The sequence below is a fragment of the Oceanobacillus jeddahensis genome, assembly GCF_000750635.1.
GTDB classification, from domain to species: Bacteria; Bacillota; Bacilli; order Bacillales; family Amphibacillaceae; genus Oceanobacillus; species Oceanobacillus jeddahense.
The window spans coordinates 154237-169853 of record NZ_CCDM010000005.1; the positions used below are offsets into that span (position 1 = coordinate 154237).

Sequence of the window (15617 nt, forward strand, 5' to 3'; positions counted from 1 at the left end):
TAACCTGACAACATTGGTAACCGCAGTCCCAGCCCCTGGACGTCGCGAACTTAGTTTGCTGTTCTTTTCCCACTGCATTAGCCTAAGTGATTCAGGGAGTTAGCTCACCTGACCTGCCGTCTAAATAAATTTATTTTACGCTTTATTTTGAGGCGGGAGTTTTACGGACGGTTCTCCGTGATAAAAAGAGCCTCCCTAGTAAAAGAGAGGCTCGAAAATATAATTTTATTTTCTGCTCTCATCTTTCAAGGCATATGCCTTGCTGGAATTAGCACCTTGTTAAGGTTGCCGAGCTTCAACGGGCCAGTCCCTCAGCTACTCTGGATAAGAGGTGTTTCTTTTATAGAATTGTATTACTTAAAAATATCTTATTTTACACGTTTCGTCAATGCTATTTTTGAAAGAGCTGAAGTTTTTCAATACGTTGAATGGCTTCACGGATACGGTCGTCGTCCACGAGTAATCCAACCCGTACATAGCCTTCCCCTGACTTTCCAAAACCATTCCCCGCTGCAACAGCTACATCTGCTTCTTTTAATAAATAATCCGCAAATTCTTCACTTGTATATGTTTTTGGTACAGGGAGCCAGGCAAAGAAAGAGCCTTTTGGTGCAGTGACTTCCCAACCTATGCGTCTGCATTCTTTCATTAAGATATTTCTCCGTTGTTCATAGCGTTCTACAAGAGAGGTGACACAGCCTTGGTCTCCTAATAAAGCCTCTTCTGCAGCTTTTTGAACAGCAGGGAAAAGGCTGACAAATAAGTGATCCTGCAAAATATTAATGGCTTCAATCATATCTTGATTCCCAGCAGCAAAGCCGACGCGCCACCCTGCCATATTATAGGTTTTGGAGAGGGTGTATAGCTCAACACCAACATCTTTCGCTCCTTTTGTTTGCAGGAAGCTTACGGGCTGATACCCATCGAAACCGATCGCTCCATATGCAAAATCATGAACAATGCCAATATTATTTTCTTCCGCTAATGCAACAGTTTCTTCAAAAAATTCTTTTGTTGCTACTGCTCCAGTCGGGTTATTCGGATAATTCAAATATAATAGCTTCGCAAGCTTTTTTTGCTCAGCTGTTAATGCCGAATAGTCCGGTAAAAAGTTATTTTCTTCTAATAAGGCAAAAGTTTCATAAGTCACATTTGCTAACGGAACACTGGACAGATAATCTGGATATCCAGGGTCTGGTAAAAGCATTAATTCTCCTTCGTTCATTACAGCTAAAGGCAATTCTACTAAACCGATTTTACTGCCAAATAAAATAGCAATTTCTGAAGCTGGGTCTAAATCGACATTATATTCTCTTTTATAAAATTGGGCAGCAGCTTGTTTTAATTCATCAGTGCCACGGAAAGGAGAGTATTTATGTGTAATAGGATCCTCAGCGCTTTCCTGAAGGGCACGGATAATATGTGGCGGTGTTGGCTGATCAGGATTTCCTTGTCCTAAGTTAATTATATCTCTTCCTTCTTTGACAGCAGCAGTTACTTTAGCTGCAAGTGATGCAAAAAATTGGGAAGGAAGCTTTTCTACACGGCGGGATAACTTCATCATCTATCGACCTCTTTACACTAGATTGTGAATGTAAATGTGTTTCTATTCCCTCTGAGGAATGGGAAGACCTTAGAGAGAATGAAGTTTCACTTTATAATTATATACAATAGTATAAGTTTATTGAGTAATTGTCTATCATAAAAAAATAGAACAAGGCAGCAAAATAGAAATGTATGGGAATTTTTTCCATGATTCTTATTCGTCCTTTTTTCCGTTGCAATTCATATTTGAAAGTAGTAACATAGAAGTCGTGTCAAATTATGTTAAATAATTAGATAATTCCAAGAATTATAGGTTTGGAGGTAGGAGGAATAAAATGAATACCAAACTGCGTATAGGAAATTATTTAGCAATTGCATTTATGTTATTTGCTTTATTTTTTGGAGCGGGGAATCTGATTTTTCCAGCTCAACTGGGACAGTTATCAGGAGATAACATTACCCCGGCTACGATTGGCTTTTTAATAACTGGAGTAGGGTTGCCATTCCTTGGTATTATGGCAATGGGCTTCTCTGGAAAAAATAATCTGCAGGAGCTTGCAAGCCGTGTTCATCCTATTTACGGTTTAGGATTTACAGCATTACTTTACTTAACGATTGGCCCATTCTTTGCAGCTCCAAGAACAGGGACGGTTGCTTATGAAGTTGGTATTGGACCATATGTAAGTGAAGGATCTCAATCAACGGTTCTCTTGATTTTTACAGGGGTCTTTTTCTTAATTGCCCTGCTTATCTCGTTATTCCCATCCAAAATTGTTGATAATATTGGGAAATTTTTAGCGCCGGCACTGGTTGTCTTATTGCTTATTTTATTAGCAGTTGCACTATTTAATCCGATGGGAGCTATTCAATCTCCGGATGAGACGTATCAGTCTTCTGCTTTTTTTATTGGATTTTTAGAAGGTTACAATACGATGGACGCCTTAGCTGCGCTGGTATTTGGGATTATTATCATTAATGTTATCAAAGGGTTTGGGATTACAGATAATAATCAAATTCTCTCCGCTGTGACAAAGATAGGTTTAACATCAACAGCATTGTTGGTTATTATCTATGTAGGAATCTCTTACTTAGGTGCAACAAGTGTGACAGAATTAGGTGTATTGGATAATGGAGGACCTGTGTTAAGCGGTGCGGCATCGTATTACTTTGGTACACTCGGGTCAATTTTGCTGGCTGCTATTATTATATTAGCTTGTTTGACGACTGCGATTGGTCTGATTACAGCAAATGCAGAGTATTTCCATACCTTGATCCCTGCGATTGCCTATAAGCCGTGGGTATTCTTCTTTTCCATTTTAACATTTGTTATAGCTAACTTTGGATTAGAAAATATAATCGCTTTTTCTACGCCGGTGCTCATGTTCTTATATCCACTGGCAATGGTATTAGTTTTACTGACGTTTGTGTCACCATTTTTCAATCATTCACGTCTTGTCTACATTCCGACCATTGCAGTTACGTTCGTTTTTAGTATTATAGACGGACTTGTAGCGCTTTATGAGTCATTAGAGTTAGGACTGCCCGGATGGCTGGATACGCTTATTGAGACACTTAGTGATGCCCTTCCGCTTTATGCAGAAGGCTTAGGCTGGCTCTTGCCGGCAGCCGTTGTTGCAGTAGTTATGATTATTGTAAAGAAAGTGAAAGAATAACATGAAATAAAACCTGGCTGTTGGATTGCTTTATCTAACAACCAGGTTTTTTAATTGTCATTTTTTCCTGCAATACCATAGAAAAATAACTTCATTAATTCTTCTGTCAGTGGAACGAGCTGTTCGATAGCATCTCCTTTTTGTAAATAATCGCTAAACATCTGCAGGTAGACGAAGATGGCTGTATCGCTGATAGCAGGATCAATGAAGCCTTCATCCCTGCCTTGTTGAACGAGCTGCATCATTGCCGGCAGAGCTTTTTCCTGATAGAGGCGCTCGATAAAATTACCTGGTATTTTATATTGCCCCATCATATAACTGGAAAATTCCTCGTGTACATCATTTACGATTTGTGCTTCAGAGAATATAAGCTGTTTCATCTTCTCTTCATATGATATCGGCTCTTCAATTAGTTTATGATATTTTTCCCACATTTGATTCGTATAGTAGACAAGCACTTCATGTAATAATTTTTCCTTGCTTTCAAAATAATTATAAATGGTTACCTGCGACACATTTGCTTCTTTTGCTATCTTCGAGATGGAAACCTTTTTGATGCCATCTTTTTGAAATAGTGCTGCACTGGTATTTAAAATCTTTTCTTTTTTGATTGATGTTCTGCGTTCAAATCCATCCATAGCTTGCCACCCCCTTAATCATCATATCATATTTAGAAATGAAATATAAATATAATAATATTTCAAAACTTATTGACGGAAGATTGTTTTATCTATATTATGAAATATATAAGGTTGAATATTTCAAAACTTTTGGGGAGGATTTCTTATGACTGTACTACAGCTTGATCAGATATCAAAAAAGTTTGGCAATTTTCAAGCGCTGGACCAAGTATCCATGGAATTAAAAGAAGGAGAAATTTATGGATTTATTGGACCGAACGGAGCGGGGAAATCAACAACGATACGTATTTTATTAGGAATGTTAAAGGCAACAGAGGGACGCGCAACTTTATTTGGGAAGGATGCATGGAAGGACGCTGCAGACATTCATAAACGCTGTGCCTATGTACCGGGAGATGTGTATGTATGGCCCAATTTAACAGGCGGAGAAGTGATTGATGTTTTACTGAAAATGAACGGGAGCTATTCTGAGAAAAAGCGTGATGAATGGATAGAACGATTTCAATTTGACCCGAAGAAGAAAGCAAGGTCTTATTCGAAGGGGAACCGGCAAAAAATTGCTCTAATTGCTGCCTTTGCTTCAGAAGCTGATTTATTTATCCTGGATGAGCCGACCTCGGGACTGGATCCTTTGATGGAGCATACTTTTCAGCAGGGTGTGAGAGAAGTAAAAGAAGCTGGAAAGACGGTACTTTTATCCAGTCATATTTTATCGGAGGTCGAGAAGCTTTGTGATCGTGTTGCTATTATTCGCAAAGGAAAAATCATTGAAAGAGGAACACTGGACGATTTACGTCATTTAACAAGGATGCAAATGCAGGTGGAAACCAGAGAAACTCCTGAAGGATTCGTAAAGCTGTCCGGGGTGCATCAACTGGAAGAAGCCGGACGACAATTTTCTTTCCAGGCAGATACAGATCATATGGAGGAGATTATCAACTATTTAAATAAATATGGGGTTCGGAAGATGGAAAGCACCCCGCCGACATTGGAAGATTTATTTATGCGTCATTATGAGGAACGCAGCGGTGAGGAGAATAACCAATGAGGAAACATATTAAAGGAACGGGGATTCTTTTCCCAATTTTAATGAGACAGCACAGACTGCGGCTGTTGCTGTGGCTGGCAGGGCTTGTTCTGGTGACTTGCTCCGTAGCTTATGCTTATCCAGATATGTATCCGGATCAGGCGTCCAGAGAAGCGTATGCGATGACGATGGAAAATCCGGCAATGGTTGCCATGCTTGGAATAGGGTATGAACATTATCAGGAAATCGGCAGTTTATTTGCGCTGGAGATGCTTTTGTTTTCTGCGATTGCTGTAGCTATCATGAATATTTTGCTAATGTCTAAGTTAACAAGAGATGACGAAGAAAATGGGATTTTAGAGCTTGTTCAGTCCAGGTCAGTCGGACGCTTAAGCTATTTAACGGCTTCTTTTATGGTAATGCTGTCGGCAAATATTTTACTCGTCATTTTGCATATAACAGCAATGGCAATCATGCAAATAGAAGGTTTTGGTTTTTCAGGGGTTGTTCTTTATAGCAGCTTACTGGGAAGCTTTGGGCTTCTGTTTGGCACATTGACAGCGTTCTTTGCCCATTTTGTTGCCTCTTCAAGGGGAGCTAGTTTATTTAGTTTTAGCGCGTTATTTTTCTTCTATCTTTTACGTGCTGTTGGGGATGTAGAAACGGCGTTTTTATCTTGGGTTAGTCCACTTGGCTGGTTATCAAGAGCATATGTTTTTGTGGAAGATAATTGGCTTCCAGTAGGATTATTACTTGTAAGCAGTATTGGATTTGGAATCATTGCATATATTCTGCAGGCAAAACGTGATATAGGTGATGGCTTACTGCCGGAACGTGCGGGGACGGTGCATGCTTCTGCCTTTTTAAAAACAAGGGCAGGGCTGGTTATCCGTTTGCAAAAAACAATGATTGTTATGTGGACGATTGGAATTTTGCTGCTTAATATTGTTTTTGCGCTTATATTAGGAGATTTAGAAACCTTCTTTTTAGAGAATGAAGCGATGCAAGCCTTTTTAACAGAGGAAGGCAATGTCATGGAACAATTTATTGTTTTATTGATGGGTATTATGGCATTATTTATCACGGCGCCGGTAGTTATTAGCTTTTTGAGACTTCGCGGGGAAGAGAAAGCGAATCGAACCGAACTTGTATTCAGCAGGGCAGTATCACGAATGCAGCTGCTGCGGGCTTATCTCATTCCTGCTATTCTAATTGCGGTTCTGTTGCCGATATTGCAGGCGATAGCATTATGGAGTGCTGGAGCAGTCATCAGTGAGGATATGATGTCATTTACAGATGTACTAGGAGCTTCTATAGTATATATTCCAGCTTTGTTACTTGTGCTTGGTGTAGCTGTTTTATTAATTGGCTGGCTACCGAGAATTACTTCACTCGTATGGCTGTTCCTCATTTATGGGTTTATCGTAATCTATTTAGGAGATATTTTAGAACTTCCGGATTGGGTAAGAAATCTATCAGTCTATGAACATGTTCCGGTTTATCCTAGTGAGGAATTGTCTTTTGCAGCGTTACTGATTCTATGCGGAATAAGTGTATTATTGATATTCATTGGTGCATGGGGATATAAGCGGCGTGATGTAGAAGGATAATAGATGGAAAAAATCATGTCTATAGAAATTTCAAACAAATATTTAAATTCTTGTTTGTGAAGAAGACCGGTATATAATTTAATTGAAAGTAATCTCTTTTACCTGATTGTCGTAAGAGATTACTTTTTTATTTGTAAAATAATAGAGTGGAAAGAAATAAATCAGTATGCATTTTGAATGATGCATGGTGTTACGAAAGTGAAAAGCAATGCCGTGGTGTATAAGTTCCGATGGCTCAGAAAAAAGGTTGAGGATGCCTGCGGACGAAATTAGAGATAAGAATGGAAATGGATTTGCAATCAATGATTGGAGAAATGCAGTTAAGATTATACAATGATGGTATATTTATTGAAAAAGTGACATACATATCTCTTTCCCTTTATAATAGAATGACAGAAAAGATTAGAAAAACTTGAGACAGTGGGATTTGGATCAGGCTGCCGTTACATAATCCTTCTTACGAGTTTTGCATAATGAGGAGATCAACAATATGTTTTATTTTCATAAATCAAATAAAAAAGAAAATTTTGAATCTAAAGCAACATTGAGTTTAAAAAGCAAGATGATTATCCTGATTAGCCTGCTGATTTTTGGTATTTTTATTCTTTTTACTTGGTTTCTCTACTCGTTTATTACCAACACCATTGAAGACCAGGTCGGGAAACGTGCATTAAGTGTAGCCCAAAGTGTTGCCAATACACCAGAAATAAGTTTAGCCTTCGAGTTAAATGATCCTGCTTCGGTCATTCAGGAAATTGTAACTCCAATTCAGGAAGAAACTGGTGCTGAATTTATTGTTATAGGAAACAAAGACGGAACTCGCTATTCCCATCCAGATCCAGAAAGGATTGGGGAAAAAATGATTGGCGGAGACAATACTCGTGCTTTACAAGATGGAGAATCTTATGTATCTCAGAGTGAGGGGTCACTTGGATTGTCCATACGCGGAAAAGTACCAGTAAGAGATGAAGCAGGAAATATTATCGGTGTCGTATCGGTAGGTTTTCTAAGTGAGGATGTCCAAAGCATTATAGCGAATCAGAGTAAGTCTTTGTGGCTTACCATGATAGGAGTTGTTATATTAGGAATTGCAGGTGCCATTTTTATTGCACACCATATAAAAAAATTATTGTTCAATATGGAACCAAAGGATATTTCTTATTTACTATTGCAAAAGGAAGCGATATTACAGTCTACTCATGAAGGAATGATAGCGGTTGATCATAATGGAATGATAATCATGATGAACAAAGCCGCAAAACAGATTTTGTTTCGGGAGAATCAGCAGTTTAATTATTCTTCCGGAAAATCGATTGATCAACTCATTCCCCATACTGGTTTGTTTGAAGTACTGGAAAGCGGGAAGAGCCAGTATGACAAGGAAATGATATTTGGTGAATCCATTGTCTTAGTAAATCAAGTACCTGTTTATTTAGAAGGGAAAATAGCTGGAGCAGTTTCTACTTTCCGGAAAAAAACAGAAATAGAGCATGTGACCCAGGAACTTCAACAAATCAAACAGTACGCAAATGCTCAACGTGCTCAAACACATGAATTTTCCAATAGTTTATATACCATTCTCGGTTTGCTTCAGTTAGGAGAACACAAAGAAGCCATCGATTTTATTAAAAAGAAACGAAATATCCAAGAGAAGCAATCGCAAGTCTTAACGCAACATGCAGCCGATCCAGTAATTCAGGGGCTTTTGCAAGGGAAAATCAATCAGGCGAATGAGCTAGGGGTCACTATTTCCATTCACCCGGACAGCCAGCTTAACCATGCTTACTATGGGGATAAGCAGGAGGCATTAATTACTGGAATTGGAAATATGCTAGAAAATGCGTTGGAATCCGTGAAAGGTAATCAGGAGAGGGAGCGGCAAATCAGTCTCTTTTTCACGGACATTGGGGACGACATCGTGGTAGAGGTGGATGATTCTGGTCAGGGTATATCAGAAGAGGCGGCAGCCCGTATCTTTGAACAGGGGTACTCCACAAAAGGAGAGAAAAACCGCGGAATAGGGTTGGCGTTGACACGACACGCCGTCCATAAGCAAGGCGGTCAAATCATGCTGGAAGAGGGAGAAATGGGCGGTGCCTGTTTTGTGATGATTATACCTAAAAATGGAGGAGACTCAGATGAATGATAGCATACAAACTCTTATTATCGAAGACGATTTTCGAATTGCTGAAATCAACCGGAGATATGTAGAGAGGGTAGAAGGGTACGCGGTGCAGGGAGTGGTAAAAACAGGGGAAGAAGCACTTGCCTATCTTAAAGAGTGCACTTCTCTTCCACAGCTGATTCTGCTTGATGTTTACATTCCTGATGTAAAAGGATTGGAGCTGCTTTGGCAAATACGTCATCTCTATCATGAAATCGATTTGATTCCTGTTACTGCTGCTAACGAGACAGTAACCATTGAAGAAGCATTTAGGGGAGGAGCTTTTGATTATATTGTAAAACCTGTTGATACGGATCGTTTTGCGCAGTCCTTGGAACGTTATAAAGAATACCGAAAAATTTTTTCTGCTAAAGAGACGTTAGAACAAACGGAAATTGACGCTTTTACAGGTGTGACAGACGGCAGTTATCCATCTCGCTCCAGTAGTACAAATACGAATTTGCCTAAAGGAATTGATCCGATTACGTTGAATGATATCACACAGCTATTGGGGGCAGATAAAGGGAAAGGGGTTACTGCTGTGGAACTGAGTAAGAAAATTGGGACGAGCAGGTCTACGGCACGCCGCTACCTGGAATACCTGGTGTCTGCGAAAAAGGTTCATACGATTTTAAAATACGGAACTGTCGGCAGACCAGAGCGTGAGTATATACTTCGTGAAACTTATGAACAAAATGATTAATATAAGTAATAAACAACTTATGAGAAGAAGGTTCCGCCTTCTTTTTTTTCATGCTATTTTATTTATTAATCGAAAATATTGTTAACGCTTTCAACGATAGATAGAACTAGCTATTAATCTTGAGGGGTAATAAATAGTATGAAATAAGGAGAGATAGAGATGTTAAGTTTAATAGGATTTTTAACAATACTGACAATTGTTATTTTATTGATTCGAGGTAAGGTTCAACCGATTATTGCTATGGTATTAATACCTATTTTAGGTGCATTTATTGCTGGTTTTGGCTTAGGAGAAATTGGAGATTTTTTTAATGAAGGAATAGATACTGTAATCGATGTTGCTATTATGTTCATTTTTGCTATTCTATTCTTCGGGGTAATGTCGGATGCCGGACTGTTTGATCCATTAATTAATAAAATGGTTGCGCTTTCCCGCGGGAATGTTATTGCTGTAAGTGTAGCTACTGTTTTTATTGCAGCTGTTGCACAATTGGATGGTTCTGGAGCATCGACTTTTCTCATTACGATTCCAGCAATGCTTCCGCTGTATAAACGATTGAACATGAATCCATATTTGCTGCTTCTTTTGATTGCAGGGAGTGCGGCCATCATGAACATGGTTCCGTGGGGAGGACCTTTAGGGCGCTCAGCTTCTGTTTTAGATGTGGATATTACGGAATTATGGTATCCTCTCATACCAGTCCAAATCATTGGAATGGTATTAATGATTGGTATAGCTATATTTCTTGGATTTAGGGAAAAACAGAAAATTGAACGACGCTTTGGAAAAGTAGAGGCTGCTGCTGCACTGGAGAATACTGCAGAGGATATAGATGCTGACAGCACTTATGATGAGAAGAGTTCCTTCAATAAAAATCCAAACGCACGACCGAAATTACTTTGGTTAAATACGATTATTGCAATAGGTGTTATCGTACTGTTAGTAATTGGGATCATCCCGGCTGGTCTTGCATTTATGATTGGACTTGGTTTTGCGTTGCCAATCAATTATCCAAAAATGGAAGATCAAACGGAAAGAATTAAAGCACATGCATCAAGTGCGCTGACGATGGCAACTATCATTTTGGCCGCTGGAACATTTTTAGGAATTTTAACAGGAACAGGGATGATGGATGCTATAGCGGAAGATGGTGTGTCAATCATGCCTGAAGCTGTCGGTCCATATTTACATCTGATTATCGGTTTCTTAGGAGTCCCTCTTGACTTGCTGACGAGTACAGATGCGTATTATTTCGGAGTGCTTCCAGTTGTAGAACAGATTGCATCAGGTTTTGGCGTGGAATCAGTATCTACCGCATATGCGATGATCATTGGAAACATCGTAGGAACTTTTGTTAGTCCGCTTGCACCAGCAGTTTGGCTGGCGCTTGGTTTATCTGGTTTAGAAATGGGGCGTCATATCAAATATTCTCTTCCTTGGTTGTGGGGATTAAGTATTGTATTAGTAATCATTGCAGTATTTCTTGGAGTTATTTAAGAAGATCTGTTTGCTGCTGGGCACTGCTGGTCCTTCCGTCCTACAAATCAATATTTGTAAGAGAGACAATCGCTGCTAGGAGAGATTGTCTCTTTTTTCTATAGAGAAGCATACGTGTCTAATTCTCAGGTAAAACTGTCGAAACCAAATGATGGTAAATTTTATTTCAATAAAAATTTCTTTTGTCATTTTATCACAGAGAACCGCCCGTAAAACTCCCGCCGCAAAATAAAGAGCGAAAATAAATTTATTTAGGCGGGAGATAACGGGCGCTAACTCCCACTGAATGAAGTTTCGTTTTATTACATATCCTGTCAAAATAATTTAGTATATAAATTTCTTAATATAAGTAGTAAAATAGTAAAATTAGAATGTTTACGGACGGTTCTCCGTGATAAATCTGCTTTGAAGTTTTTTAGATGAAACACGTGTCTGAGGCATTCAAGAACAAGCAGCACAGAGGCTTGGTCCTCTAATTGCTGCACTTTTAGTAAAAATCTTAGGAAGAAGGTATGGAAAGTGGCAGAACTGCGCAGCGATATGATTAAAAAAGGTGTGGATCGTGCACCGCACCGAAGCCTGCTACATGCTGCAGGAGTAAAAACAAGGGACTTAGGAAAACCATTTATTCTGGTGGTTAACTCTTATATAGATATTGTTCCTGGACATATTCATTTACAAGAATTCGGAAAAATTGTAAAAGAAGCAATTCGTGAAGCTGGCGGTATACCGTTTGAGATGAATACAATTGGCGTAGATGATGGTATTGCAATGGGCCATATTGGAATGAGATATTCCTTGCCAAGCAGAGAGCTTATAGCTGACTCTGTGGAAACAGTGGCAAATGCGCATTGGTTTGATGGCATGGTTTGTATTCCGAACTGTGACAAAATTACACCGGGAATGCTGATGGCTTCTTTACGTGTTAATATTCCATCTATCTTTGTCAGTGGTGGACCAATGAAAGCTGGTACAGACAGCGCTGGTAATCCACTTTCACTTACTTCTGTTTTTGAAGGAGTAGGGGCATATCAATCTGGTCAAATTGATGAAGCGAGATTACTAGAGTTAGAACAAAATGCATGTCCAACATGTGGATCTTGCTCTGGGATGTTTACAGCTAACTCGATGAACTGCTTAGCAGAAGGGATTGGACTCGCTCTTCCTGGAAACGGGACCATTCTTGCTGTTGCCGAAGAACGGAAAGAATTTGTAAAGCGTTCTGCAAAACAATTGATGGAATTAATCAAAAAAGATATTAAACCGCGTGATATTGTAACGAAAGAAGCAATTGATAATGCTTTTGCATTGGATATGGCAATGGGCGGATCTACGAATACAGTATTACATACGTTAGCTTTAGCACATGAAGCTGGAGTAGATTATCCACTCGAACGTATCAATGAAATTGCAAACCTTGTTCCCCATTTGTCAAAAGTTGCGCCAGCATCCAATTATCATATTGAAGATGTTGATAGAGCTGGTGGAATCAGTGCAATTATTAATGAATTACTGAAAAAACCGGGGGCTTTTCATGGAGATAATCTAAGTGTGTCTGCGAAAACCATCCGGGAAAATGTACAAGATGCAGAAATTCTGGATAAGGATGTTATTCACACATTGGATAATGCACATTCTGAACGAGGCGGACTGGCCGTATTATTTGGAAACCTGGCACCGAACGGTTCTATTGTCAAAGTAGGAGCGATTGATCCGGAGGTCGGCGGATATTTTAAAGGACCTGCTATTTGCTTCGATTCGCAGGAAGAAGCTCTAGAAGGAATCGAATCCGGCAAAGTAGAAGAAGGACATGTTGTTGTTATCCGTTATGAAGGGCCTAAAGGGGGGCCGGGAATGCCGGAAATGCTTGCGCCGACCTCCCAGATTGTAGGCAGGGGCCTGGGTGCAAAGGTTGGTTTAATCACAGACGGGCGTTTCTCCGGTGCATCCAGAGGGATCTCTATCGGGCATATCTCACCAGAAGCTGCGGAAGGTGGTCCCATTGCATTTGTAGAGGACGGAGATTTCATTGAGTTAGACCTTGAAAACCGTGAAATGAATCTGTTGGTTTTGGATGAGGAATTTGAAAAACGCAAAGCAAATTGGAAAGGCTTTGAGTCAAAAGTGAAAAAAGGCTGGCTTGGCCGTTATTCAAAACTTGTCACTTCTGCGAATACTGGTGGAGTGATGGAGATTTAATAAAAAAGGATAAAAAACTTTAGATCGTGTTAATTGAATATCTCGATATTTTTTACGTCACAGTTTACCTTTGTGGCGTTTTTTTTATTCTGTAATAGTGTTAACGATAAACGTCTAATTTGAATAATATAAATAACTTAATATGATTTGTATCGAGAGGTTGAGGGTAAATGGATGAAAAAAAGAATAATCATTCTATCCATTCAGAACAAGAGGTGCAAGTTTCTTACAGCTTAAAATTAGCTTTAATTGGCGGGCTATTAGCTACTTTAGGAGACGCTATAAGCGCCTATGCAGCAGGTTTAGCAATTGATGAATTTTTACAAGAAACTGAAGAGCAAAATGATAAGGACCGGAAGTTGGAAGAAAGAGTTGAGGCGATAGAAAGAAAATTAGATGCTTTTCAAAATGGAACGGAATAAACATAAATGAGTTGTTTAGGATTCTGGATAAACGGAAATTTATTACACAATAGGAAAGTGTGCAAGCATGATCAAAATATGTTCAAGTGGAGATATGAAGGCAATATAGCTGACGGCATCATGACTCTCTCGGATATTCTTTGTTTGTCGTCCGAATTAAAGCAGATTAATCGCAAGGCAGGGCATTTATATGGATAATAATCTAAAGGCGTTGTTTGGCTCGTGGGATGCAGCCATAGGTACACTTCTTTCCGCTATAGCCAGTACCCCTTTCTTTAAATTGAATGAAACCCAGCAAAAGCATTTAGATTTATTAGGAAATATTATGCAAGCTACAGGCAGCGCTTTAGCAGCTGATAGTGAAAAAAAGCTTAGTTTAAATAAAATCGGTAACCAAGTGCAAGCAATAGGAAACTCAACAGTAGTCAGCGGAATATTAATTCCATTAAATGAGGAAACAAAGAGTGAAGTAACAATAAAAGGAAATTTATTTCAAGCTGTTGGAAGTAGTATGGCCCTTCCTGATTTATTGAATGCAAATAAGATATCAATGAATACGTTGTATGAAATCTATGGCGCCTTGCTTCAAGTAATCGGAAATGCCTTGCAGGGTTTATCAGGTATTATGGAGCTGCAAGGAAAACAGGGAGAAAATATTGATTTTACCGGCAGTTGGATACAAACGATGGGTGCCTTTATTCAAGCTTTGGAACAAAGCAACAATCCATAATCAAAACATCATGTATCGATTATGGAAAGCCGTTTTCGAGCATTCACTCCTGCCCGGTTAGTCTAAATACTTGTTAAAGATTACTGTCTGAATTCGTTTACCTTTCAACAAATGAAGCCATAATAGTATGATTAATGAAAATGATTAGAGATATATGTTTTTTCTTGTTATAGTGAATAAAAGGCGTGCCAAAAATGGCTCATGCACAGGTGAAGTATGGAATAGTATGTAATCAGAAAGTTAAGGTAAAGAGGACTAAAGAATGATTACTTCAGGTATTTTTAGCCTTATTATCAATAATTCTGTATAAATGATGTGGAAAGCTAGTATGCTAATAGAAGAAATAAATGTAAATCGATTTCTTACACGATAGAACAGTATAAGAAAAAAGGATGATGACAATGATTCCAGCACAACCAGCTATCACCCGAAAAAGTATTGGTATGTTATTACGTCTTGTTGCAGTCGTGTTTTCCAGTGTAGCAGCTATTTTATCTACAGTCTTGCCGCTTTTATTTTATACGGATTTATCAGCAGGTGCTGTAATGGCCGTTGCTTCTGTATTATTGATTGGCGCGGTGTGTATTCACGGCATGCTGACTCATACCTTAAATGATATTGCAGATTTTCAATCAGGAACAGATCAATATAGTCCCGGTATTCTTTCCGGAGGCAGCAAAGTATTACAGACTGGTGCAATGTCTGTAGGAATGTTGAAACAATTAGGAATCTGGATGACGGTAACCTTATTAGTGATCGCTATCGTATTTGCTTTTCTAGGGCTTACAGAATTTGCCGTATTGACCGTTGTTGGGATTTGGGGAGCAGTATCGTATTCATTAAAGCCATTTCAGTTCGCTTATTATCCGTTTGTAGGCGAATGGCTCAGTTTATTTCCAACGATGCTGATACTGGGAATTGCTGCTCCTTGGATCTTACTTGGACAAGTTCCCGTCTGGACATGGCAAAATGCACTTATTAATGCAATTTGGTGTATGGCTTGGGTTATGGTTCATCATATTCCTGACCGGCATGCAGACCGAAAAGCAGTGCCTTTAAAGCAAACTTCAGTTGTTTGGGGAGAAAATATTTTTGGTGCAAGAGGTGCCAAATTACCTGCTATGCTTTATTTTATATTAATTGGCTTGTTACTTCTATGGACTGCTGTGACACGTCCAGTTGGAGCAATTGGGGCTGGTATTCTCTTGGTCTATGCAATTTATCTTGTTATTAAAATGGATATTGATGATGTGGAGAGCGTAACAAATGATGAGAAAAAACTGCTTATCCTTGCTTTTGCCACGGCAGTGTGGCTTGGGATATTTGTTTAAAAGAAGCGCATGTATAACCGCATCTTAAAAGGTAGAAGAAAAATTCGGCTTTTAAGATGCGTTTTTTGATTTATC

At 39.0% G+C, this 15617-nt stretch carries 12 protein-coding genes and 1 riboswitch; of the genes, 10 read left to right on the forward strand and 2 right to left on the reverse strand.

What is annotated here, in order from left to right; translation table 11 throughout:
- Window positions 1–235: 235 nt before the first annotated feature.
- Window positions 236–331: riboswitch (SAM riboswitch) on the reverse strand.
- A 60-nt stretch (window positions 332–391) separates the two neighbouring features.
- Window positions 392–1561, reverse strand: coding sequence for a pyridoxal phosphate-dependent aminotransferase (locus tag BN986_RS19405; RefSeq protein WP_157037096.1), 1170 nt, complete (start codon window positions 1559–1561; stop codon window positions 392–394).
- A 319-nt stretch (window positions 1562–1880) separates the two neighbouring features.
- Here BN986_RS19405 and brnQ point away from each other — a divergent pair, with 319 nt between their 5' ends.
- Complete coding sequence (gene brnQ, locus BN986_RS19410; protein WP_040983247.1) at window positions 1881–3218, forward strand: branched-chain amino acid transport system II carrier protein; 1338 nt, start codon at window positions 1881–1883, stop codon at window positions 3216–3218.
- A 50-nt stretch (window positions 3219–3268) separates the two neighbouring features.
- On the opposite strand, the gene BN986_RS19415 is transcribed toward brnQ, so the two are convergent.
- On the reverse strand, window positions 3269–3856 hold the full coding sequence (locus tag BN986_RS19415) for a TetR/AcrR family transcriptional regulator (RefSeq protein WP_040983249.1): 588 nt from the start codon (window positions 3854–3856) through the stop codon (window positions 3269–3271).
- 148 nt (window positions 3857–4004) lie between these two features.
- Here BN986_RS19415 and BN986_RS19420 point away from each other — a divergent pair, with 148 nt between their 5' ends.
- The 9 genes from BN986_RS19420 to BN986_RS19460 all read left to right on the forward strand — a co-directional run bounded on the left by BN986_RS19420 (window position 4005) and on the right by BN986_RS19460 (window position 15542).
- Complete coding sequence (locus BN986_RS19420; protein WP_040983251.1) at window positions 4005–4907, forward strand: ABC transporter ATP-binding protein; 903 nt, start codon at window positions 4005–4007, stop codon at window positions 4905–4907.
- Window positions 4904–6496 (forward strand): ABC transporter permease, encoded by a 1593-nt coding sequence (locus BN986_RS19425; protein ID WP_040983253.1) that lies wholly within the window; start codon window positions 4904–4906, stop codon window positions 6494–6496. Before BN986_RS19420 ends, BN986_RS19425 begins: the two co-directional genes overlap by 4 nt.
- Before the next feature lie 490 nt (window positions 6497–6986).
- A complete protein-coding gene (locus tag BN986_RS19430) occupies window positions 6987–8642 on the forward strand; it encodes an ATP-binding protein (protein WP_040983255.1) in 1656 nt (551 codons plus the stop codon).
- The gene (locus BN986_RS19435; RefSeq protein ID WP_040983257.1) at window positions 8635–9363 is read left to right on the forward strand and encodes a response regulator; all 729 of its coding nucleotides are present in this window, start codon (window positions 8635–8637) and stop codon (window positions 9361–9363) included. The genes BN986_RS19430 and BN986_RS19435 overlap by 8 nt, the downstream gene beginning before the upstream one ends.
- A gap of 159 nt (window positions 9364–9522) precedes the next feature.
- Window positions 9523–10860 carry a CitMHS family transporter gene (locus tag BN986_RS19440; RefSeq protein WP_040983259.1) on the forward strand — a complete coding sequence of 446 codons (1338 nt, stop codon included), beginning with the start codon at window positions 9523–9525 and terminating at the stop codon, window positions 10858–10860.
- A 528-nt stretch (window positions 10861–11388) separates the two neighbouring features.
- A complete protein-coding gene (ilvD, locus tag BN986_RS19445) occupies window positions 11389–13059 on the forward strand; it encodes a dihydroxy-acid dehydratase (protein WP_040983767.1) in 1671 nt (556 codons plus the stop codon).
- 170 nt (window positions 13060–13229) lie between these two features.
- Window positions 13230–13481 (forward strand): hypothetical protein, encoded by a 252-nt coding sequence (locus BN986_RS19450; protein WP_040983261.1) that lies wholly within the window; start codon window positions 13230–13232, stop codon window positions 13479–13481.
- A 190-nt stretch (window positions 13482–13671) separates the two neighbouring features.
- Window positions 13672–14211 (forward strand): DUF6944 family repetitive protein, encoded by a 540-nt coding sequence (locus BN986_RS19455; protein ID WP_052400958.1) that lies wholly within the window; start codon window positions 13672–13674, stop codon window positions 14209–14211.
- Window positions 14212–14612: 401 nt separating this feature from the next.
- Window positions 14613–15542, forward strand: coding sequence for a prenyltransferase (locus BN986_RS19460; RefSeq protein WP_148417176.1), 930 nt, complete (start codon window positions 14613–14615; stop codon window positions 15540–15542).
- Window positions 15543–15617: the final 75 nt, after the last annotated feature.

Coding starts and splice junctions, on each gene's coding strand:
- BN986_RS19450 (WP_040983261.1), top strand. CDS start 13,230: ATGGATGAAAAAAAGAATAATCATTCTATCCATTCAGAACAAGAGGTG.
- BN986_RS19455 (WP_052400958.1), top strand. CDS start 13,672: ATGGATAATAATCTAAAGGCGTTGTTTGGCTCGTGGGATGCAGCCATA.
- BN986_RS19460 (WP_148417176.1), top strand. CDS start 14,613: ATGATTCCAGCACAACCAGCTATCACCCGAAAAAGTATTGGTATGTTA.
- BN986_RS19435 (WP_040983257.1), top strand. CDS start 8,635: ATGAATGATAGCATACAAACTCTTATTATCGAAGACGATTTTCGAATT.
- BN986_RS19405 (WP_157037096.1), bottom strand. CDS start 1,561: ATGAAGTTATCCCGCCGTGTAGAAAAGCTTCCTTCCCAATTTTTTGCA.
- BN986_RS19440 (WP_040983259.1), top strand. CDS start 9,523: ATGTTAAGTTTAATAGGATTTTTAACAATACTGACAATTGTTATTTTA.
- brnQ (WP_040983247.1), top strand. CDS start 1,881: ATGAATACCAAACTGCGTATAGGAAATTATTTAGCAATTGCATTTATG.
- BN986_RS19415 (WP_040983249.1), bottom strand. CDS start 3,856: ATGGATGGATTTGAACGCAGAACATCAATCAAAAAAGAAAAGATTTTA.
- BN986_RS19420 (WP_040983251.1), top strand. CDS start 4,005: ATGACTGTACTACAGCTTGATCAGATATCAAAAAAGTTTGGCAATTTT.
- BN986_RS19430 (WP_040983255.1), top strand. CDS start 6,987: ATGTTTTATTTTCATAAATCAAATAAAAAAGAAAATTTTGAATCTAAA.
- BN986_RS19425 (WP_040983253.1), top strand. CDS start 4,904: ATGAGGAAACATATTAAAGGAACGGGGATTCTTTTCCCAATTTTAATG.